Annotated in this window: 15 protein-coding genes; 6 read left to right on the top strand and 9 right to left on the bottom strand. The window is 72.5% G+C overall.

The window, feature by feature from the left end:
- The first annotated feature begins 517 nt into the window (after positions 1-517).
- Complete coding sequence (locus ACG83_RS17370; RefSeq protein WP_054567177.1) at positions 518-1,903, top strand: hypothetical protein; 1,386 nt, start codon at positions 518-520, stop codon at positions 1,901-1,903.
- A 285-nt stretch (positions 1,904-2,188) separates the two neighbouring features.
- Here ACG83_RS17370 and ACG83_RS17365 read toward each other — a convergent pair whose 3' ends face one another.
- The 6 genes from ACG83_RS17365 to ACG83_RS17340 form a co-directional block, all read right to left on the bottom strand.
- Positions 2,189-3,724: a CoA transferase gene (locus ACG83_RS17365; RefSeq protein WP_235497958.1), complete on the bottom strand. Its 1,536-nt coding sequence runs from the start codon at positions 3,722-3,724 to the stop codon at positions 2,189-2,191.
- Between the two features lie 28 nt (positions 3,725-3,752).
- Positions 3,753-4,442, bottom strand: a complete 690-nt coding sequence (locus ACG83_RS17360) for an AIM24 family protein (protein ID WP_054567176.1) — start codon at positions 4,440-4,442, stop codon at positions 3,753-3,755.
- Between the two features lie 64 nt (positions 4,443-4,506).
- Positions 4,507-5,226, bottom strand: coding sequence for a bifunctional 2-polyprenyl-6-hydroxyphenol methylase/3-demethylubiquinol 3-O-methyltransferase UbiG (locus ACG83_RS17355; protein ID WP_235497957.1), 720 nt, complete (start codon positions 5,224-5,226; stop codon positions 4,507-4,509).
- 137 nt (positions 5,227-5,363) lie between these two features.
- Positions 5,364-5,801 (bottom strand): NUDIX domain-containing protein, encoded by a 438-nt coding sequence (locus ACG83_RS17350; RefSeq protein ID WP_054567175.1) that lies wholly within the window; start codon positions 5,799-5,801, stop codon positions 5,364-5,366.
- Between the two features lie 93 nt (positions 5,802-5,894).
- Entirely contained in the window at positions 5,895-6,866 is a 972-nt protein-coding gene (locus ACG83_RS17345; RefSeq protein ID WP_054567174.1) for a TerB family tellurite resistance protein, read from the bottom strand.
- A 186-nt stretch (positions 6,867-7,052) separates the two neighbouring features.
- Positions 7,053-7,847: a proline dehydrogenase gene (locus tag ACG83_RS17340; protein ID WP_054567173.1), complete on the bottom strand. Its 795-nt coding sequence runs from the start codon at positions 7,845-7,847 to the stop codon at positions 7,053-7,055.
- 183 nt (positions 7,848-8,030) lie between these two features.
- Between ACG83_RS17340 and ACG83_RS17335 the strand changes: the two genes are divergently transcribed.
- Positions 8,031-9,926: an alkaline phosphatase D family protein gene (locus tag ACG83_RS17335; protein WP_054567172.1), complete on the top strand. Its 1,896-nt coding sequence runs from the start codon at positions 8,031-8,033 to the stop codon at positions 9,924-9,926.
- 24 nt (positions 9,927-9,950) lie between these two features.
- Here ACG83_RS17335 and ACG83_RS17330 read toward each other — a convergent pair whose 3' ends face one another.
- Both ACG83_RS17330 and ACG83_RS17325 read right to left on the bottom strand, forming a co-directional pair.
- Positions 9,951-11,288: an ATP-dependent 6-phosphofructokinase gene (locus ACG83_RS17330; protein WP_054567171.1), complete on the bottom strand. Its 1,338-nt coding sequence runs from the start codon at positions 11,286-11,288 to the stop codon at positions 9,951-9,953.
- Between the two features lie 403 nt (positions 11,289-11,691).
- A complete protein-coding gene (locus ACG83_RS17325; RefSeq protein WP_054567170.1) occupies positions 11,692-12,801 on the bottom strand; it encodes a phosphotransferase enzyme family protein in 1,110 nt (369 codons plus the stop codon).
- Positions 12,802-13,421: 620 nt separating this feature from the next.
- On the opposite strand from ACG83_RS17325, the gene ACG83_RS17320 reads away from it, so the two are divergent.
- The 4 genes from ACG83_RS17320 to ACG83_RS17305 all read left to right on the top strand — a co-directional run bounded on the left by ACG83_RS17320 (position 13,422) and on the right by ACG83_RS17305 (position 19,606).
- Positions 13,422-13,847 carry a DUF6011 domain-containing protein gene (locus tag ACG83_RS17320; protein ID WP_083473310.1) on the top strand — a complete coding sequence of 142 codons (426 nt, stop codon included), beginning with the start codon at positions 13,422-13,424 and terminating at the stop codon, positions 13,845-13,847.
- Between the two features lie 214 nt (positions 13,848-14,061).
- Positions 14,062-18,630, top strand: coding sequence for an AAA domain-containing protein (locus tag ACG83_RS17315; RefSeq protein ID WP_054567169.1), 4,569 nt, complete (start codon positions 14,062-14,064; stop codon positions 18,628-18,630).
- A 13-nt stretch (positions 18,631-18,643) separates the two neighbouring features.
- A complete protein-coding gene (locus ACG83_RS17310; RefSeq protein WP_063793108.1) occupies positions 18,644-19,123 on the top strand; it encodes a hypothetical protein in 480 nt (159 codons plus the stop codon).
- 267 nt (positions 19,124-19,390) lie between these two features.
- Complete coding sequence (locus ACG83_RS17305) at positions 19,391-19,606, top strand: hypothetical protein (protein ID WP_054567167.1); 216 nt, start codon at positions 19,391-19,393, stop codon at positions 19,604-19,606.
- A gap of 97 nt (positions 19,607-19,703) precedes the next feature.
- Here ACG83_RS17305 and ACG83_RS17300 read toward each other — a convergent pair whose 3' ends face one another.
- A complete protein-coding gene (locus tag ACG83_RS17300; protein ID WP_054567166.1) occupies positions 19,704-20,120 on the bottom strand; it encodes a hypothetical protein in 417 nt (138 codons plus the stop codon).
- Positions 20,121-20,182 lie beyond the last annotated feature (62 nt).

Here is a 20,182-nt window from a genome sequence, read left to right as displayed (position 1 = left end):
TACCTCGGCGTGCCCGGCACGGCAAGCCAGTTGGCCGCCGTCACCGCCCACCGCGAAATAGCCCAGGAAACAGGAAACCACACAGATGGGCGGAACACATAACGGCAGGAGAGCCGCGAAGGTCACATCGACACCCGTTTAGGCTAGCCTTTCCTCAGTTAGGGAAGGCTTCGCTGACCGGTCCTGGCGCACCTGAACCGAACGGGATTCACCACGCCCTCGCAGCGATAACAGGCCACCGGCCCGACCGGGCCGATCTGTTGCCGGCCACTCCCATAACGAGGACGTAAGCGTACGCAAGCGCCCTGTCGCGACACGGTCCAGCCGGGCCGGTTTCACGGGGCGCCAATTGCGGCACCCATCCGGAACGCGCGACGAGCGGTGCGCCCGGCCACGAACGCCAACCGCACCTCAAGGCAGGCCACCGGACCCTGCGGGAGCGCGAAGAGTTACAGACATGCGACGCTCTGCGGGTAGCAGGTTCCCCGGAACCCCGTCGACAGGTGGAGTGGTCCCGATGCAGCGCGGTACGAACATGGGTGGTGCCCTGTTCGTCTGCTGCGCGCTCGCCAACGCCCTGGGCCTGCTGGGGCTGGTACGCGCCTTCGGCTACCCGTATCTGCTCAACGAGCCGGCCGAGGCGACCCTCGCGGACCTGGGCGCGCACCTGAGCACGCTCATCCCCTTCGCCGCACTCGCCGCGACCGCCGCATTCCTTCTTGTCCCCCTGACAGCGAGACTCATCCGGCCCTCGCCGAGGGATCCGCTGCCCACACAGCCCGTCACCGGCACCGCCGACGGCGGCCGGCACACCGGGCCCCTCGGCACCGGGCCCCTCGACACCGGCCCGTCGAGCCCCGCCCACTCCACCCCCCACCTGGACGGCAGGCGGCGCACCCGCCGACTGCTCCTGTGGGTCAGCCTGGCGACAAGCACGATGATGATCTTCGAGTGGTCAATCTGGCTGGTCGGGGTCCCCCTGCTCGCTCGCCCGACCGAGGTACCCGGGCGGATCCCCCCCGAGGTGATCACCTTCGACCTGCTGCGCGTCACGGCCGGCGTCGTGTCCGGGGAGACACTCGGGGCCCTCCTGCTCGCGGCCTGGACGACACTCGTAGCCACCCATTTCATCGACCCGATCTTCGACGGGTGGTGGCCATTCGGCCCGCTGCGCCCGATCGGGCGTGGCGTGACCCGCCACAGCGGCCCCTTCGGCCCTCTCATCGCGATCATCCGGGCCTGGGTCGACTCGCTTCGCGTGCGCGGCATGCTGTGGTCGCGTCCGGCTCTCGTGGGCGGGGGATTCGTCTGCGCCGCGCTGCTCGTCGGCGGTGCGGCGGCCACGGCGGGGCTGGTGCCCCTGGCACCGTTGCCGTTGTTCGCGCGGATGGTGTGGAGCCTGTGGCTGGCGGCGGTCGGTGTGGCGATCTGGATCGCCGGCACACCTGCACGCACCGTGGCCGTGCGGATGCGCAGACCCCGGCTGATCACACTGCGCCGCTCCCCGCAGTCCACCGGACCGCACGCCAGCGACCGACCGTCCCACTTCGAGCGGCTTCCCTACCGGTTCGCCGCCTACGACGCGGCGCTGCGGCGAGGCCAGACCGGGCCCCGGCCAGTGCGGCCCTCACCGGACGACCTCACGGCCGACGCCGTCACAGTGGCCGGCGACGAGGTCGTGCTGCAGATGCCGGCCCCGCAGCCCGGCACCGACGGTCACCGTGCCACGGCCGCCGCGTCCGAGACCGGCCGACACGACGCTGACGCCGACGCCGGCTCCGGCTCCGGGACAGGGGCTGGGGCTGGGGCTGGGCGAGGCCAGGTCAACACCGACCCCGGGAAGGATGTCGACCCGCCCACCGAGATCGTCGGCGCACAGGGAGACCACGACCGACCCGTATGAACACGATCGCTCCGCCTGAAACAGCACGTCGGGGAGCGCCGCCCGAGCCAGGCCCGGTTCGTCTGGCTGCCGCTGCTGCCGACCAAGATCTGAGGATCGTGGTCACCTGGGAGCGCCCAGCGAAATCCCGACCAACAGCAATAAACAGGACACGGAGTAATTTGACAATCCGCAAGAAGTGCGGATTCCGGTTGCTGCACCCATTCCTTGCTCAGAAGCAGGCAGCGGAAGCGAGGGGCTCGGGGCCGGAACCTGGCAGCCCGGGTTCATCCGCCAGCGGCGGTTTCAGCCGCGCAGCTGCGGAGGCCGCGGGGGACGCACCGGAGCCTGCCGGCCGGCCTGGTGCACCGTCCAGCCGAGCTCATCCGAGCCGGTTACCTCCCACGGCGGTTCGCCCTGCTCATGGGCTCCCCTCGCTCGGCTTCCGCCGCCCCCACCGCCCCCACCGCGCACACCGCTGCGCGGGCCGGCGACGAACGCCGCGACGTCACGCATCGCCACGTCCACCAGCGCTCCCCGGCCACCGGCCCGGCAGAGCACGACCGCCAACGCACCGAAGAGTCCAGCCAGCGGATCCGCGATCGCGTCGCCGCAGAAGACCGGCACCGGGCCACCCGGCGCCATCTGGTCCCAGGCCACCAGGCCCCCACCCACCGCCGCGTCATCGCCGAAGGCGACCGGCCCCGCGCCGTCGGCCTGCGCGGCGACACGCCGCCCGTACCCGGTGATGCTCAGCCAGACCCGCCCGGGCCGGGCCGCGACCCAGGCCTGCGCGTCCAGCCCGAGCTGGGCCAGCGCACGTGGCCGGGACCCCTCGATGACGACATCCGCCTGCTCGACCAGGTCTTGCAGGGCCGCGCGCCCGGCCGGCTCGTGGAAGTCGAAACGGGTTTCGTCCTGGCCCATGTGCAGCCACCGGTAGAAGTCCGGATCACCGCGGCGCGCCCCGTCCGGGCGGTGCACGCTCTCGACTTTGATCACTCGCAGGCCCAGCTGCCCCAGCAGTCGCGCGGCCAGCGGACCGGCCCACAGCGACGACAGGTCGACCACGAGCGGGGCGGGAGCCGACGTCGGCCCAGGCGACCCAGGTGGGCCGTCCGACGACGGACGGCGCCCGGTCGCTCCACCGGACACTCGGACCACCGCGAAACCGGACCCTGGATCGAGGCCGCCAGCGTCAGCACCGCCAGCGCCGCCATCACCAGCGCCACCAGCACCAGCACCAGCGGCGGCGGCGGAAGGCAACGGTGCCACCGGCAGGCCCAGCAACCAGGCGCGCTCCACCAGGTCACGGCTGCGCCACCGCGGCAATGCCGCGGCCAGCGCGTCCCAGACGTCATCCGTGATCTCGGCACCGAGCAGTGCGGGGACTGCGTCGACGTCGTCCGGGCGAGCGAGGTTGACCGCGACCCAGCCGTCGGCGGCCCGCATCAACCGACAGCTGCCGTTCGCGGAGACAGTGCCGCCACGGCGCAGGCCGAGGAGGGCGGCCCGGCCGCCGAGGATCTCCGCGACATCGGCGAACACCGGCGAGCCCAGCCAGGTCGACACTGCTGTCAGCAGCTCGGCGGCGGCGCGGGCACGGTCGAGCACCGGGGCTGCCGGGACGACCGGTGGCCGCCCCGGTTGGCCGGTGAGAGCCATCAGCCCGGACTCCGCCCAGTCCAGGGCACTGTGCGTCGGCGTCGGCGCCACCGGCATCGGCATCGGCCGACTCCCGGGGCCACCGCCACCGGTCGTGGCCTCCGCCGGCACGGGAAGGCCCGCGGCGCGCAGGGCGTCGCCGAGCTCGACCAGCGCCCACGGGGCTGCCGCCACCACCGCAGGCCCCGTCCGCGAATGGCGACCGTCAGCCGCTCGGTTCGGCACCACGGGCCGGAATCTCACCACACTGGACCACCACGAAACCACCCCGCCCGGTGTACTCGATCTGCGCGAGCTCCCCGGACGAGCGGCCGAACAGATTTCCGATCTTGAAGGAGGACACGACCCGGGTACGAACGCCTGCAGTCCAGGCGACGGCCGCGTCCCGGTCGACGCACACGGGCTCGTCGGTCGACAGGACCAGCGGGCTGCCCAGGCACAGCACCGCGACGCCGCCGGTGCCCGACACCTCGGTGTTGAACACGCCTCCCGCGATCATCGCGCCGACACCCCCCGACGTCGTCGTGATCTTGTAGCGGATGCCGGACTCCAGGGCAAGCAGACTGCGGCCGTTCACGGTCAGGCGGTCGTTGTCCAGGTGAAAGATCGAGATGTGGCTTCCGGACTCGGCGAACCAGGCCGTGCCACGCCCCTTGACCCGCATCAGGTCCTGGCCCTCGCCGGTCACCGCACGCCGAAGGTAGCCGCCGACGCCCTGGCCCTTGTAGGCGAAATCGATCTGGCCGCGGTAGGCGACCATCGACCCCTGCTTCGCGTACATCTCGCCACCGTCGAGGCGAACCCGCAGCATCCGGTCGCCCGATTCCAGGCCGAACGGCTGCCCACCGTCATTTCCTGCCGCATGCTGCCCGAGTGGTTGATTCACGGACACCATTGAGCCTTTTCCATCTCACGTTTGTCGAGTGCCGCAGCCACCGGCCAGACAGCGCGAGCCGCGGTCAGCTCCGGCGGTGGATGCTGACCGCGTAGCCGTCACCCGGTGCGCTCGGGGCGCCTTCCCAGGTGGCGAGGCGGCGTTCCAGGGCCAGCCCCGCCTGTGCGCACCACGAGTCGTACTCGGCGAGCCCGAAGGGCGCCTCGGGCAGTGGAAGGTGCGCGGCGTCCAGACCGAACCCGGCCACAAGCAGACCACCAGGCCGCACCCGCTCCGCAAGGGCCCGCACCACACGCGCCTCGGAGCCCTCGGCCAGGAGTGGTATGACGTTCCCCGCGGCGACGACCAGGTCGAACTGGCCGTCCGGATCCGCGAGGCCCACGAGATCGGCGAGATCGGCGAGGACCCACGAGACGGAGTCGGAGGCGGCCCGCGCCCGCGCCAGCATCGACGGGTCGACGTCGACGCCGGTGCAGGCATAGCCCAGTTCGGCCAGGCGGATCGCCACCCGCCCGGTACCGCATCCGGCGTCGAGGATCCGTCCGCCCGGCGGGACCAGGGCTGCGCAGAGAGCGGCCTCGCCGTGCACATCCATCCCAGCAGCGGCCAGTTCGGCGAACCGCCGCTCATAACGCTCGCCCAGGCCGCCGGAGGCCGCGGCGGACCGGCGGTCATTCGTTCCGCTGGTTCCGCCCGTTGCGTGCAGGCTGGCCCAGCGGCTGGGCCGCCCGCCGGGACCGAGCCCGGGCCCACCCGCGCCGTCAACGGCGGCGGTGTCACTCATCGCCACGCCCCACGGCCGCCCGCCGCGCCGGCGAGGCCCGGCCCGCTCACCAGGCCGGGCGCGCCGGCCAAACCCTGAACCACCACCGGCCGAGGCTATCGGAGCAGCGAGGCTGTCGGAGCAGCTGGAAGCCGGTGTTACACCGCCGCTCCGTGCCATGCCGGCACCCGGTCGGTGAGCCAGCCCTCGATCACCGCACGCAGGCTGGCCGGACGCAGGTCGAGCCCGTGCAGGCTGCTGAGCGTGACCGCGGTCAGGTCGACGTCGAACTCCCAACTGCCGATCTGCGCGCCCCACGGCAGGTCCGCCGCGAACAGCACGTTGATCTCCTGGTAGCGGACGCCCTTCTCGACGTACACATGCTCGGCGCAGCCGATGAACTCCAGGTCGGCGACCTCGAATCCAGCCTGTTCGCGGGTCTCCCGCCGCAGCGCGGCCTCCACGGTCTCGCCGGGGTCCACGTTCCCGCCGGGCAGGTAGAACCAGGACTGCCCGCGGCGGTTCGCCAGCAGGACTCGGTCGTGCCGGAGGAACAGCACCCGGGCGCTGATCTCGACAGGGGCAGCGGCGGTCATGAACGCTCCAGGAGGGCTAGACACATCGGTGCGGATCCGAGCAGGGGGTGGGCCTCGGCGGCCGGTGGCCGGTGGAGGCTGCTGCGGCGGCGGTCAGTCGCCACGGGTGGCCGGCAGCGAGGCCGGGGCGAACTCCGCGGGATCGAGCCCGAGCACGTTCACCGCGTCCAGCACCACTGCCTGCTCACTGACGACGAACTCACCGTCGACCCGGCCGATGACCTCACCCAGCGCGATCACCGCCGCCGCTTCGGCCGGCCGGTTCCGGACCTTCGCGATCTCGGCCAGTGCGGTCGCGCGACCCTGCGTCGGATCGCTGACGAGCCGGGTGAGGTGGGCGTCGAACAGCGCCTCCAGCTCGTCCGGGGCGAAGTGCGACATCACCGGATCGCTGGCGACGAAGGCACGCAGCCCCTCGCGCTCGGCCGGATCCACCCGGCCGTCGGCGGCCGTCACCAGCGCGCACATCGCCACGGCCGCGTCGCGGAAGGCGTTGCCGCGCAGTTCCTCGCGCCTGGCGGCGAGCTGCGCCTTCAGCGACGCGACGCTCAGCCGGCGGCCGAGGCGCCCGACGTCCCCGACACCGGACGCCATCCCGCGCCACAGCGGCCACTCGTCCAGCACCCACCGGCGCACCGCCGTGGCCACCGGAAGCGGACGGAGCCGGGTCGCGACGAGCAGGCCCGCGTCGACCAGGACCAGCTCGCGCCCCTGCCAGGTGGGCGGGACGGGCGCCCCGTCGGACCAGTCGGCGGCGAACAGGATGGTCAGGGTGTGCGCGACCTGCGGGGCGGCGGCGTTGCCGAGCGCGTCGCCGGCGTGTTCGGCGGCACCGAGAAAACGCCAGCCGCCCGACGGCCCCACGGCCGCCGGTCCGCCGAGGACGACACCTCCGGCAAGGCCGGCCAGCTCACGGGCCAACGCACGTTCGGTGTTATCCCCCGGCGGCACCGGGCCGCCGGGCAGCTCATGCCAGTCGTCACCCGGTGAGCGGGCCAGCAGGACGCTGTCACCAACCCGGACAAGCAGGCGAGCCTCAAGCCGGATCAGGGCAGGCGGGGACATCGCGGAGTACCTCCCGACGGGGGCGAGGACGAGGAGTCACGGTGTCCGTTCGGAGGACACGCGTCCTACATCATCCCCCAGACGGGGGAGGGCCGGGCAGCGCATCGCCTACCCGCGCCCGGACCGATGTGGTCCGGTCGGCGACATCCGTCCGAGGGCGCCGCCTCACCTGCCGCGGACGCCGCCCTACCTGCGGTAGGAGACGTAGATCCGGGCCCGGTATCCCGTCGCGGCCAGCCGGCGGTGCTCACGGCGCGGGGTGCCACGCACCGTCTGGAACTCGAAGCTGTCCGGGTGGCGCCCGGCCCGCGCGGCGAGCCGGGTGGTCAGCGCCATCAGCCGCGGGTCCTGGGTAGCGATCATCGGATAGCCCGGCCCGGCCATGAGGATCCCCAGACAGGCCGCGAACCCACGGCGCTGGTCATGAAACGCGGGATCCGCCGTCGCCACCGACCGCCGGACCAGGTGCCAGCCGGGCCGCAGCCGCAGCCGCACCCGGGCGCCCGACCGGGCCAGCTCCCGGCAGTCGGCCGGGGTGCGGCGCAGATCGGCGCGCAGCGTCACCCCGGTCGTCGGCGCCGCACGGCGCAGGTCCGCCAGGGCCGCCAGAACCTCGTCCACCGAAGCCGGATCATCGATGTCGCCGTCGGTCGCCAGCGTGACGGTCGCGCCGACGGCCCGGGCCCGGGCACAGATCTCGGCGGCGTTGTCACGGGCCCTCTTCTCGCCGTCGTGCGGGATCTCTCGCCCGATCGCGGGCAGCCGCAGACAGATGTCGAGATCCTCGGCGATACCCGCGCGATCGGCGAGGTCCAGCAGGGTCAGATACGCCCTGGTGGCGGCGTCGGCGGCAGCGCTGTCCGCCGCGGCCGGGCCGAGCCGGTCGATGGTCGCCAGAATCCGGTCGTCGGCCGCCAGCGCGGCGCGCGCGAGCGCGTCCATCGGGCCGCCGCCGAAGGACGATCGAGACTGCCTGGACACATAAAGTAGCCTCACGTAGCGGCTCGGCGGTGTCCAACCGACCAGTCACCTCGATGTCGACGGGGCGGGTCGGCGGCAGCCGGCCGCGGGAGCCGGTCCTTCGCCTCCCCGCACCCCCCGCTCGGACGGCGCCGGCAGAAACAGGTACCGACAGATGATCGCCACGATGGGACGGCGGACCCGATGAGCAAGCTCCTCCTCGGCCCGCTGCACCGCTACGCCGACGACCGTCACGCGACCGTCTGGGTGGAGACCGACGAGCCCTGCACCGTCGAGGTACGGGCCGAGGAGGGACCGCGCGCTGCGGCACCGACCTTCACCATCGCGGGCCACCATTTCGCCCTGGTCACGGTGGGCGACCTGGAACCGGGCCGGGCCTACCCCTACGAGGTCTGGCTCACCCGGGCCACCCCACCGGACGAGGCCGCCGCGGGTGACGACGCACCGCCCGGCCGGGCGGTGCTGGTCTGGCCGGAACCCGGCTCCGCCCAGCCACCGAGCCTGCTGCGGCCGCTCGGCGCCGAACGGCCGGTGCGGCTCGCCTTCGGCTCATGCCGGGTGACCGCCCCGCAGACGAGGCCGTACACCCTGTCCCCCGAGGCTGATCCACGCGGGCTCGGCACCGACGCGCTGCACGCGCTCGCGCTACGCCTGGCTACGACGCCACCGCAGGGCTGGCCGGACGTCCTGCTCCTGCTCGGCGACCAGGTGTACGCCGACCACGTGTCGCCGGACACCGCCGAACGGATCCGGCGCCGCCGCGACGTCGGCGTACCGCCCGGCACGGAGATCGCCGACTTCACCGAATACGCCTGGCTGTACCAGGAGGCCTGGTCACAGCCGGAGATCCGATGGCTGCTCTCCACGATCCCCACCGCCATGATCGGCGATGACCACGACGTTCGCGACGACTGGAACATCTCCGCCTCCTGGCGCGCCGAGATCCGCGCACAGCCGTGGTGGGACGCCCGGATCACCAGCGGGATCATGGCCTACTGGGTCTACCAGCACCTGGGCAACCTGGACCCGCGGACGCTGGCCACGGATCCGACGTACGCCGCGGTGGCCGCCGTACCCGACGGCGAGAACGTCGTACCCGACGGCGAGAACGTCGTCCGGGCCTTCGCCCGCCGCGTCGACCGGCTGCCGGACCTCGCCGCCCTGGCCGACCTGCCCGCGGTCGACCTCACCGGTGCGGCCGACGGCGCCCCGGCCGACGGCGCCCCGGCCGATGACATCGCCGCCGGCGCGTGCCCACCGGTGCCGCCCCGCTGGAGCTTCCGATGGGATCTCGGGCGCACCCGGCTGATCGTCATCGACTCCCGGCTGGGCCGGGTCGTGGCCCCCGACGGAACCCGCGCGATGGTGAACGACACGGAATGGTCCTGGATCCGCGAGCAGACGTTCCAGCAGGGCGAGGTCGACCATCTCCTGCTCGGGACGTCGGTGCCGTTCCTGCTGACACCGACCATCCACCATGTCGAGGCGATGAGTGAGCGGCTCGCGTCCACGCGGTTCGGTGAGCGGCTCGGCGGGCGGCTCGGTCGGCTCTGCCAGTGGTTCGCGCGGACTGTCACGCGCCCGGTGGAACGGGTGCGGCGAACGCTCGACCTGGAGCACTGGGCGGCGTTCAGCCGGTCCTTCACGCAGATGTCGCAGCTGCTCGACGCGGTCGCCAGCGGCGAGCACGGGCCCGCACCGGCCAGCGTCGTCGTCCTGTCCGGGGATGTGCACCACGCCTATCTCGCCCGGGTCGGCTCCGATCGGGCGATGTCGCCGGTGTGGCAGGCGGTGTGCTCGCCGTTGCGCAACCCGCTCGGGCCGGGGATCCGCCGCATCGACGCGCTGTCCCGCCGCGCGGCGTTCGCCACCGTCTCCGGCTGGCTGGCCCGCCTCCTCGGGGTGCGGGGCATGCCGGTGCGGTGGACCGTCACCCACGGACCGTGGTTCGACAGCCAGCTCGCCACGCTGGAACTCGACGGCCGCACGGCGACCCTGCTCCTCGACAAGACCGAACCGGACGGCGAACCGGCCGGGCTCGAGGAGATCCTTCGGGTGACGCTGAGCCAGCCGGCCTGAGCCCGGCCAGTCGTTCGGGGCGGGTCAGCCGAAACGGTAGGGCTGGCCGGTGGCCTCCAGGACGGACATCCACAGATCACCGGCCGGATCGACCTGGTTGCGGTGGCTGACCGCCAGCTCGATCGGCATGTGGATGAAGCGGCGCCGCCACCGGCCGACCACCATCTGGGTGCGCCCGGACATGGCCGCATGCACCGCAGCATGCGCCAGCCGAATCGTATAGACGTTGTCGTACGGATTCGCCGGAACGCTGCGGATGTGGTAGCTCGGGTCGATGTACTTCAGGTTCAGCTCGGTGCCGTGCTCGGCGAAGTGGTCGGTGATGCGCCGCGAGAGCTCCGGCCCGATGTCGAAGAGCTTGCGGTTGCCGGACGCGTCGGACGACTCCGGCAGGCCCTCGACAAGGTCCTGCCCGGCGCCCTCGGCCACGACGACGACGGCGTTCCCCCGCTTCTCGACCCGGTGACGCAGGTAGGTGAGCAGGCCGCGCTCCCCGTCCAGGGTGAACGGCAGCTCCGGGATCAGCACCACGTCGGCGTCGCTCTTGGCCAGGCTCGCGTAGCAGGCGATGAAGCCGGAATGGCGGCCCATCAGGCGGACGACGCCGACACCGCCGGGTGCCGACGTCGCCTCGGCGGACGCGGCCCGGATCGACTCCGCGGCCTTGGCGAAGGCCGTCTGGAAGCCGAAGCTCTGGTCGATGTAGGGGATGTCGTTGTCGATCGTCTTCGGGATGCCGACAACCGCGATCTTCTCACCGCGCTCGGTGACGACGTCGGCGATCGCCCGCGCGCCGCGCAGAGTCCCGTCCCCACCGATCACGAACAGGATGTTGATGTTCATCCGGGACAGGCAGTCGACGATCTCACCCGGGTCCTGCTGGCCGCGGGAGGTACCGAGGATCGTGCCGCCGTCCTCGTCGATGTGGGCCACCCGCTCCGGAGTGAGGTCGACGACGCTGTGCCCGTACTTGGCGATGAAGCCCTGATAGCCGTGACGGAAGCCGAAGATCCGGTTCACGCCGTAGTGGTTGGTCAGTTCCAGCACCAGGCCGCGGATGACGTTGTTCAGCCCCGGGCAGAGACCACCGCAGGTCACAATGCCCACCCGGGTCTTCGACGGATCGAAGTAGATCTTGCGGCGCGGCCCGGCCGGCTCGAAGCCCGGCAGCTCGTCCAGCGGGACCTTCCGGGACGAGATCATCGTGAGGGTGTCGTCGAAGAGGACCTTGTCGCCCTCGTCGATGTAGTGCTGGGTCGTCGGACGCTCGCCGAGCAGCGGCAGGAGCGGTGAATCGATCCGGCAGGGACCGAGGGTGCGCACCTCCAGCTCGGCACCGTCCACGGTCAACGCCTCGCTCACGGCCCCCCGATTCCGACACCGCCAGGGCATTCCCATTCCAGCGCCCGACTGGACCGGACCACGATCGCCCCAGCTCCTTCCCGCCTTATCGCACCGAGCGTACCGGTCCGGGCGTCTGGCCCATGACGGTCGTCGATCAGACAACCCGGTCATCCGGCTGGTGGACACCAGGCGATTACCGGCACGAAACACAAACGACGACCAGCGGACATCATCGGGACAGGGCGAGGACCACCACCTGTCCCGTTCACGGTCTTCGTCCGGTTCATGCCTCCCAGTTCAAACCTCCGGTTCAGCGGTCCAGCCGGTTCGCGCCGGGCCGAACCGGCCGCCGGGCTGGCGCCCGCCGTCCCTCCCTACGGGTTCTTCCCCCGGCCGCCTGGGTGACGCCAGACCGTCGGCGCTACCGGTGCGCGAGCCGGGCGAGATTCGGGAGCAATGCCCCGGCAAGGTAGCGCGTCGCCAGCGCCCCGCTTTCCTGGACGAAACCCGCGATATCGGGAACCGCGTCGGAATGCGGGTGGGTGCCGAGCCAGGCGACCAGCAGCAGCCTGCGCAGCAGAACCATCGTCGGCACGATCGCGAGGTCATGGCCCGCGAGCGGACGGTCGAGCTGATAGGCGGCCAGCCAGGCCTCGACCAGCTCCGGGAGCGCCGGACTGTGCTCGACGAAGGACAGCGCGGCCGCGAGGTCGTAGAGATACCAGCCGAAGCCGCAGTCATCGAAGTCGATCAGGTGGAGGCCCTCGGGCGCGGCGTGGGCGAGGCCGGGTTCCCGCCGGTCGAAGGGCGGCGCCACCAGCAGGTTCGCCAGCCGCATGTCCGCGTGGATCAGCCCGGCCCGGTCGGGGCCGCGCCCGTAGGCGGCAAGCTCGCGCTCCATCCGGGCGACCGCGGGGCGCAGGACCGCGAGCACCGGTTCGGACCACTCCGCGAGCGCCGCCACCACGCCGGCCTGCCAGCTCCCCCACCGCCCGCACGGGCCCAGCGTCGTCTGCCAGGACCACGAGAAACGCCTGAAGCCGGCCGGCCGCGGCCAGCGCTGCGCATGGTTGTGCAGCCGGCCGGCGAGGCCGCCGAGGACACCGAAGAACGGCACCAGCGCCACCTCGTCCCCGGGCGTCGGCGATTCGCCCTCGACCCAGTCGAACAGCACGGCACAGCGCACCGCCGCACCCAGCCCGACGGTGGTCACGACCGACCCGGACCGGTTCGCCACCGCTCGGGGCGTCGCCACGACACCGTCAGCCCGCAGCGACGCCACCCAGTCGAGCTCGGCGACGATCTCGTCGATCGCGTGGTAATCCGGCCGATGCAGGCGCAACGCCCACCGGCGCCCCCCAGGCAGGTCATCCACCCGGTAGGTCACGTTCTCCGAGATGTTGACCAGCACCGCCGTCGGGGCAGGACCAAGATCATATTCGGCCAGGACGTCGTCGAGCACCCCGGCGAGCTCGAGGAGCTCAGCGGTGATCACACCGTTGACGCCATCACCGGAAGCACCAGCCGTCACCGTCGCCGGCCTCCTTCGCCCACCTCGCAACCCGGCAGCCTGCCCGCCGACCAAGCTAACGCCAGCGACAACCTGAGGCCACAACCCGAAGATCCGATGATCCTGGCCGTTCCAACGACCAGAATCCTCAGGCCTTTCCCGGCAGCAGCGGCAGCAGCGGCGCCCGATGTTCGGGATCCCGCCACCCGGCCGGCGACGACGAACACCCTCAACTCCTCGAACTGCGGGCGTGGGCGGGCGGGGCCACGGTCATGCGCGTTTCGATGCCCGGAAAGGCCGGAGCTCCATTCCCGGCCAGTTCCTCCCGCACCGGGGCCGGCGAAATGCGCGACCGCGGCCCGGTGCCACCCACCGGGAAACACGAAAACGCGTCGGCCGCCTAACCACGCACGCCATGAGCCACCCACGCCAGCTGCGACGCGCACCGTCGCCACGACTCCGGCCTCTCGCCGTCCGCCCAGGTCATCCGTCTGCCGAGCCAAGCACCCAGGCACGGTCACACTGTGCCGACACCCGCCACGGAACCGGCCGGAAACTGGCCGCCGCGGGCTCACCAAATTCCTCCCCGACCCACGCCACCTGGGTTATCATTGGATACACGCAGAATCCGGGGAGACAACGTGATCGTTTCCGACAACACGGTTCCCGAAAGCAGCGTTCCCGACTCCGGCGTTCACGGCATCGACCTTTCCGCAGCCGCCGCTTCCACCACCGGTGTTTCCGAGATCTCGACCTTCTGTCTGCGCTGTGGTCGCCGGCTCACCAGCCCGCCCAGCGTCTCGGCCGGGTTCGGCCCCGGCTGCACCCGGCATTTCCGCCGCACCGCACCCACTCTCACGGGTTTCACCAGCCAGCAGCTCGAGGACGCGTTGGAACTTCTCGAGCTCGGCGGCATCGTTCCGTTGCGGGGCCGCCGTGTCTGGCTCACCATCGGCCATCGAGGAGCCACCTACCGCACCGCGCCCACCGGGCAGTGCACCTGCGCCGCAGGGGTCCACGGGAAGCCGTGCCACCACGTGGCGGCCGTCCGTCTCGTCGTCGTCTGAACAGCAGGCGCGGCAGGCGTGCGGGTGCACGGGTGCGGGCGCGGAAGTGGCATATGTGGGCAGGTCGCCGGGCGTACCGGGCACGCGCGGGGGCGCTACGGCGCGCAGCCGGGTTCTGTCGGGCCGGCGCCGTATCGTCGCGGTGTCCCGCCGGTCCGTCTCCACGGGCGGACGGCGGCTCCGCGCCACCTGACCCATTTGCCGGAGGATCCCGATGCCCGCCCTCGACCAGGTCAAAAGCCGGTCACTGCGTCTGCTGGACTATCTGGCGGCGCTCGCCACGGATCTGCGTGGCGCCCCACGGCGGCGGCTGGCCGAGTACGACCCACTTCCGGTGCTGCCCGGCGACGTGCCCGGCCACGGAGGCGTGCCAGGCCACCGCGCCGTCCTGGTGGGTCCTGGGTCGTCGCGGGAAAGCTGGCTGGAGGTCGGCAAGGTCGCCGTGCCGGCCCCGCCTCGGCTTCCCCGCCTGCTGGACGCCTACCTCGGCAGCGTCGACATACGGCCCGACGCACCGCCCAGGCTGCCAGCCGGCCTGCGGGAGCGGGCGGCCGCGCGCAAGGAGGACCCGGAGGAGATCATCCAGGCGCACGAGCACTGGATACGTGTCTCCTGGCAGCCGTGGGCATCGAGCGCGCGGGCCGCGTATGCCGCCCGTGATCTCTATGAGCGGCTGTTCGATCTGCGGCTGCGGCACAGCCACGACACCGCCGGATCACAGCTCGTCTGGGGGCATTCGCTGCTGAGCTGGCGGGTCGCGGCCACCGGCGGCGAGCAGGTGGTGGTCCAGCACCCGCTGCTGATCACACCGGTTCGGGTGGAGGTCGACCAGCACGACGGGGTCATCAGGATCCTGCCCGACGGGCCGACCTCGCTGGAGACGGACCCGGTGCGCGGGCTGGAGGCTCCTGGGCTGCACGAGCTCCCCCGCCTGCGCGACCAGGTGCGCACCAGCCCACCGGAGGTGTGGGAACCCGAGGATCTGCACCGTCTGCACCGCCAGGTCGCCGCCCCGCTGGGGCTGGACGCCGCGATCCTGCCCGGCCCCGGCGTGCCGGCGCCCAGCACGAACGCCTGTGTCGTCGACACCTGGGCGTTGTTCCTGCGACCGCGGCCGGCGGCCGGCGCGCGTTTCTACGCCGAGCTGCGGGAGGCGATGGCCGAGCGCGAGTTCCTGCCCGAGGCGGTGGCCGCGGTCGTCGCCACCGAGTCCCTGGTGGCGCAGGCGCTCGGTGAGGCGCTCGGCGGATCGTTCGACGGCTCGTCGAGCTCGGCGAGCTCGTCCAGCTCGTCCAGCTCGGTCGACGGTGCCGACGGAGGCGCTTCGGCTGGCCAGGGCGACCGCGAAGGCGACGACCACGACGACGGCTGGGCCGCGACCGGAAGGCGCCTGCTCATGCCCCTGCCGACCAACGACGAGCAGGAGCGGGTGGCCGTCCAGCTCGCCACCGCGCGGGGCGTCACGGTGCAGGGCCCACCGGGAACCGGCAAGAGCCACACCATCGCGAACCTCGTCTGCCACCTCGTCGCCCACGGGCTGCGCGTGCTGGTGACCGCGCAGGACGAGCAGGCCCTCACCGTGCTCCAGGAGAAGATCCCCGCCGACCTGCGCCACCTGTCCGTCGCCGTCCTCGGCGCCAGCCAGGCCCACATCGAGCAGCTACGCGCGTCCGTCGTCGAGATCCAGGCCGCGGTCGGCGACATCGACCTGCATCGCGAGGCCCGGCTGGTCGACCGGCTCGCGATCGATCTGGACGCGGCGCGCTCCCGCACCAGGGCGCTGGAGCTGGAGCTGGTGGAGCTGCTGCGCGGTGAGGAGCGCGAGTTCGACCTGCCGGGCGGCCGGCTCCGGGCCGCCGGGGTGTCCGAATGGCTGGCGAGCACCGCGGCCGAGCTGGGCCTCATCCCGGACCGAATCGACCCCGTCATCGCACCGCCGCTGCCCCTCGACGAGCTCGAGGAGCTCTTCGCCCTGGCCCGGCGGATCCCGCCGGCTCAGGCGGAGGCCGCCGGCCTCGACCTGCCCGACCCGGTGGCGCTGCCCGGCGCCGCGCCGCTGTCGGCCCTGTTCGAGCGCCTCGACGAGCTCGACGAGGAGGTGTCCGAAGGGGAGCGTCTGGGCCTCGCGCCCGACGCGGTCGACCGGCTCGGCGCGGCGGGGCTCGCCGAGCTGCGCACCGAGCTCCTCGCCGGCGCGGAGGTCCTGCGCCCGTTGGAGGAGCCGTGGCTGGACCGCCTGCGGGAGCAGTGTGCGTACTCGCCGCGGCTGGCCGAGTTCTGGCAGGTCCAGGCGGATGAGCTGGCCGCGGCGGTGGCTGAGCTGCACGACCTGCGCGGGCAGCTGTTCGGGCACCGGGTGGGTGTTCCCGACACCGATCCCCGCACCCAGCTTGAACAGCTCGACGAGCTGCGCGGCCGGTTCGCGGCCGGGAAGAGCCTGCCCCGCTTCGGCGGGCGGGACCTGCGGGACTACGCCGAGGCACTGCTCGTCGACGGCTACCCGCCCCGTACCGCCGACGACCTGGACATCGTGCGCGCCGCGATCATCGGCCGGATTCGGGTCGGCACCGCGCTGGGCCGCTACTCCGATGTCGCCGAACAGCTCGGCGCGCCAGGCATCCCAGGCCCCGCGGGTCCCGCCGGCCCCAACGATGACCGTGGCGGATCCGCCGCGGCGGTGTTCGCGCCCGTTCCCACGCTGGACGCGGTGAGCGGGCAGCTGGCGGCCGCGGTGGGCTGGGAGGCCGGCCAGGGCCGCGAGCTGGCGCACCGGCTGGTGGCGGTGTTCCGCGAGGCACCCACCCGGCCGACCGCGGCCGATCTGGTGCACCACGCCGGCCTGCTCGACCTCGCCGAGAAGCGGATCGCGCAGCAGGCCGCGCGGGCGGAGCTCGCCGGTCTCACCGAACACCTGCGCGTCGGCGCGTCGACGCCGGCGGCCAGCCCGCTGTGGGCCGAGCTGGGTGACGCGCTCGATCACCGCGACACGCTCCGCTGGGCACAGGCACTCGGCTCCGCGACCCGGCTGCGTTCGGCCCGGCCCGAGGTCGAGCGCCGGGCCGAGCTCGCCGGGCGGCTCGCCGCCGTGACACCCCGGTGGGCGGCCCGGGTGCTTGCCGAGCACGGCGACCAGGCCACCTGCGGCGATCCGGGGCTGCTCGCCGAGCTGTGGCGGTGGCGGCAGGCCGAGACCTGGCTCGCCGACCTGCATGCCGGCGCCGACATCCCGGCGCTGCAACGGCGCCTCGGCGCGGCGACCGAGGAGAGCCAGCGGCTGGTGCTGGAGGTGGCCGGTCGATCGGCGCGGTTGGCACTGGCGCGCAACCTCGGCTCCGAGCAGCGTCAGGCCCTGACCGGGTGGGTGCAGGCCCTGAGCCGGGTCGGGAAGGGCACCGGCCGGTTCGCCGGTCGGTGGCGGGCCGAGGCCCGTGCCCACATGACCGCGGCCATGGGCGCGGTCCCGGTCTGGATCATGCCGATCCACCGGGTGATGGAAAGCTTCGACCCGCGGGTCAACGAGCCCTTCGACGTCGTCATCGTCGACGAGTCCAGCCAGTGCGACGTGCTCTCCCTCGGCGTGCTGAGCCTGGGGCGCAAGGCCGTCGTCGTCGGCGACGACCAGCAGACCAGCCCGTCCGCCGTCGGCGTCCCGCGGGACAGGGTCTTCGCGCTGATCGAGAACCACCTGCCCGACGTGGCGCACCGCTCGCTGCTCGACGTCGAGGCCAGCCTCTACGACACCGCGGCCCGGGTGTTCCCGCGCACGGTCGTGCTCAAGGAGCACTTCCGCTGCCTGCCGGAGATCATCGGTTTCTCCAACCGGTTCTACGACCAGCAGATCCTGCCGCTGCGCGAGACTCCGGAGATCACCGTCGGCCCGGCGCTGCGCCCGGTCCGCGTCGCCGGGGGCGGGCGGGCGTCGGGCCGGTTCGGTGATGCCAACGAGGTGGAGGCCGCCGCGGTGGTCGACCAGATCGTCGACTGCTGCGCCGACCCGGCCTACGCCGGCATGACGTTCGGTGTGGTGACCCTGCTCGGGTCCGGCCAGCCCCGGCTGATCGAGCACAGCCTGGTCGAGAAGCTCGGGGAGGAGGAGTACGTCCGCCGCCGGATCCGGGTGGGCGACCCCTACCAGTTCCAGGGCGACGAGCGTGATGTGATCTTCGTGTCCGTCGTCGCCGACGACAACCGTTCGGCGGCGACCCGGCGCCGTGACCTGCAGCGGGTCAACGTCGCGGCGAGCCGGGCCCGCGACCAGCTCTGGGTGTTCCACACCGTCGCTGCGGAGACGCTGCGCGACGACGACGTCCGTCGCCAGCTCATCGAGTACATGTACGCCGCGCCCGCCGCCGAGGAGGTCGCCCGCCTCGCGGACCGCTGCGAGAGCGAGTTCGAGCGGGCGGTGCTGCGCGAGATCCTCACCCGCGGCTACCGGGTGCGCCCACAGCACCCGGTGGGGCGTTTCCGCATCGACCTGGTGGTCGAGGGCGACGGTACCCGGCTGGCCGTCGAATGTGACGGCGACCGCTACCACGGCCCGGAGCAGTGGGAGACCGACCTTCGCCGGCAGCGGATCCTGGAACGGCTCGGCTGGACGTTCTGGCGGATCCGCGGCTCGGAGTTCTACCGCCATCCGGGCCGGACTCTCGACGGCCTGTGGAAACAGCTCGACCAGCTGGGCATCCACCCGGCACCGGCCACACCCGCCGTGCCACCGGCCGCATCACCTGCCGATCCACCGGCGCCGGGGGCGTTCCCGGGGGCAGCAGCCGCCCTCGGTTAGCTACCCTCGGTTGATGCCAGGCCACCCGTCATCGCTGCGCGTCAGGCTGCTGTGGGCAGCCATGTTCGCGCTGATGGCGCTGGTCGCAGCGGTGCCGAGCACGGCCACGCTCCCGAGCGGGGCCGCCCTGGCACTGGCATCCGCGCCCGCGACGCCGACGCCGACGGCAACGGCAACGGCAACGGCGCAGCGGCTGTCAGCGACGGAAGGGCTGGATCTCTCCGAACCGGCCGAGGCCGTCGCTCCGGCGGTGCCGGGCCGCGCGGACATCCTGCGCTCCTGGCTGGACGCCAAGCCTCCGGTGAGCAGCCAGCACCAGCGTGCCGACCACCAGGTTCCCGCGTTGGTCGCGGTGCTGTGCGCGCTCGCCGCCAGCACCGCCTGGGTACGGGCACAGCGGGGCCCGCACGGGCGCGGGCCGCGTGAGGCCGGCGGCGGCCCGGGCTCCCGTGGGCCGCCGGGCAGCCGACGCCGCGTCGAAGCGTCAGCCTGACGCCGGATCCGGCGCCGCGTCACTTCGCACGCACAGCGAGGTGCCCACCCCTGAGCACAGGCCCCCGGGCCGTCTGCCAGGTGCCCGCGGCCGCATGCCGCACACACCTCCCGCGCACCTGCCGCGTCTCGCGCACCTGCCGCGCCATCCGTGCCATGTGAGCCATCCGTGCCATGTGAGCCATCCGTGCCTCTCGCGTTGTCCGCGGGAGTTCGCACGGGGATGACCGCTGCCGCGGCCCGGAGCTCCCGATCACCAGGAGCCCAGATGGATCCACAGTTCGAGTGGGATCGACTGCTCGTCGCGGTCGCCCTGCTCAGCATCATGTTCATCATCCCGACGATCATCATCATTCGTGACCACCGGGCGGACCGCCGCCGCTTCGGCGAGGCGGCGACCAGCGCGCCGATCCGCTACACCGTGGACGGGCACCGCTACCGCGAGGGCTATCCACCGCCCGAGCCGGTCCGCACGCAGGCCTGAGACCTGCCCAGGTCTCACGCCTGAGACCTGGGCAGGGACCGATCCCGCCGGCCGGTGTGGGCGGCGGCTCCGCGGAGCCGCCGCCCACACCGCTCCATCACGGAAAGTGGAAGGTCCGGGGATACAGCTGCGGCCGGATCGGCAGCATGAACGGGAAGGCGGAGCGGCGTGGCGGCCACTCGTCACGAACCCCGGTGCGCCACGACGGCCAGGTAACCGACCGTGCCTGCCGCGGGGAGACCGGACCGGGCGTCGGCGGCCGCTCCTGGAGCGGGGGCAGCGGGGAATCCGACCAGTCGACCCGCAGGCCACCGCAACTCAGGCAGACCGGGCCGCTGCGCGGGGAAGGCACCGGCACGCCGTTGTGCCGGTAGACCTCCATGTAACCACCATCGTCCTCGAACCATCGAGCGACCGTGTACGAACGATGCCAGGTGCTGTGGCACCGGCGGCACCGGAAGTAGATCTCCTCGGTCGCGCTCTCGACATCCAGCACGTGGCGCTCGCCGGTCATCTGCCGAGCCCTTCGTCCGCTTCGATGGGGTCAGGCCTGTCCTGACCGTGCCCCGCCACGGG

The organism is Frankia sp. R43, assembly GCF_001306465.1.
Lineage (GTDB): Bacteria > Actinomycetota > Actinomycetes > Frankiales > Frankiaceae > Parafrankia > Parafrankia irregularis.
Note: the sequence above shows the minus strand (reverse complement) of the source record. Positions and strands in the feature narration are given on the sequence as shown.

What these genes read in the sequence shown, in the direction of transcription:
- ACG83_RS17370 (WP_054567177.1), top strand. Translation starts at nt 518, where the DNA reads ATGCAGCGCGGTACGAACATGGGTGGTGCCCTGTTCGTCTGCTGCGCG.
- ACG83_RS17360 (WP_054567176.1), bottom strand. Translation starts at nt 4,442, where the DNA reads ATGGTGTCCGTGAATCAACCACTCGGGCAGCATGCGGCAGGAAATGAC.
- ACG83_RS17355 (WP_235497957.1), bottom strand. Translation starts at nt 5,226, where the DNA reads ATGAGTGACACCGCCGCCGTTGACGGCGCGGGTGGGCCCGGGCTCGGT.
- ACG83_RS17350 (WP_054567175.1), bottom strand. Translation starts at nt 5,801, where the DNA reads ATGACCGCCGCTGCCCCTGTCGAGATCAGCGCCCGGGTGCTGTTCCTC.
- ACG83_RS17345 (WP_054567174.1), bottom strand. Translation starts at nt 6,866, where the DNA reads ATGTCCCCGCCTGCCCTGATCCGGCTTGAGGCTCGCCTGCTTGTCCGG.
- ACG83_RS17335 (WP_054567172.1), top strand. Translation starts at nt 8,031, where the DNA reads ATGAGCAAGCTCCTCCTCGGCCCGCTGCACCGCTACGCCGACGACCGT.
- ACG83_RS17315 (WP_054567169.1), top strand. Translation starts at nt 14,062, where the DNA reads ATGCCCGCCCTCGACCAGGTCAAAAGCCGGTCACTGCGTCTGCTGGAC.
- ACG83_RS17310 (WP_063793108.1), top strand. Translation starts at nt 18,644, where the DNA reads ATGCCAGGCCACCCGTCATCGCTGCGCGTCAGGCTGCTGTGGGCAGCC.
- ACG83_RS17305 (WP_054567167.1), top strand. Translation starts at nt 19,391, where the DNA reads ATGGATCCACAGTTCGAGTGGGATCGACTGCTCGTCGCGGTCGCCCTG.
- ACG83_RS17300 (WP_054567166.1), bottom strand. Translation starts at nt 20,120, where the DNA reads ATGACCGGCGAGCGCCACGTGCTGGATGTCGAGAGCGCGACCGAGGAG.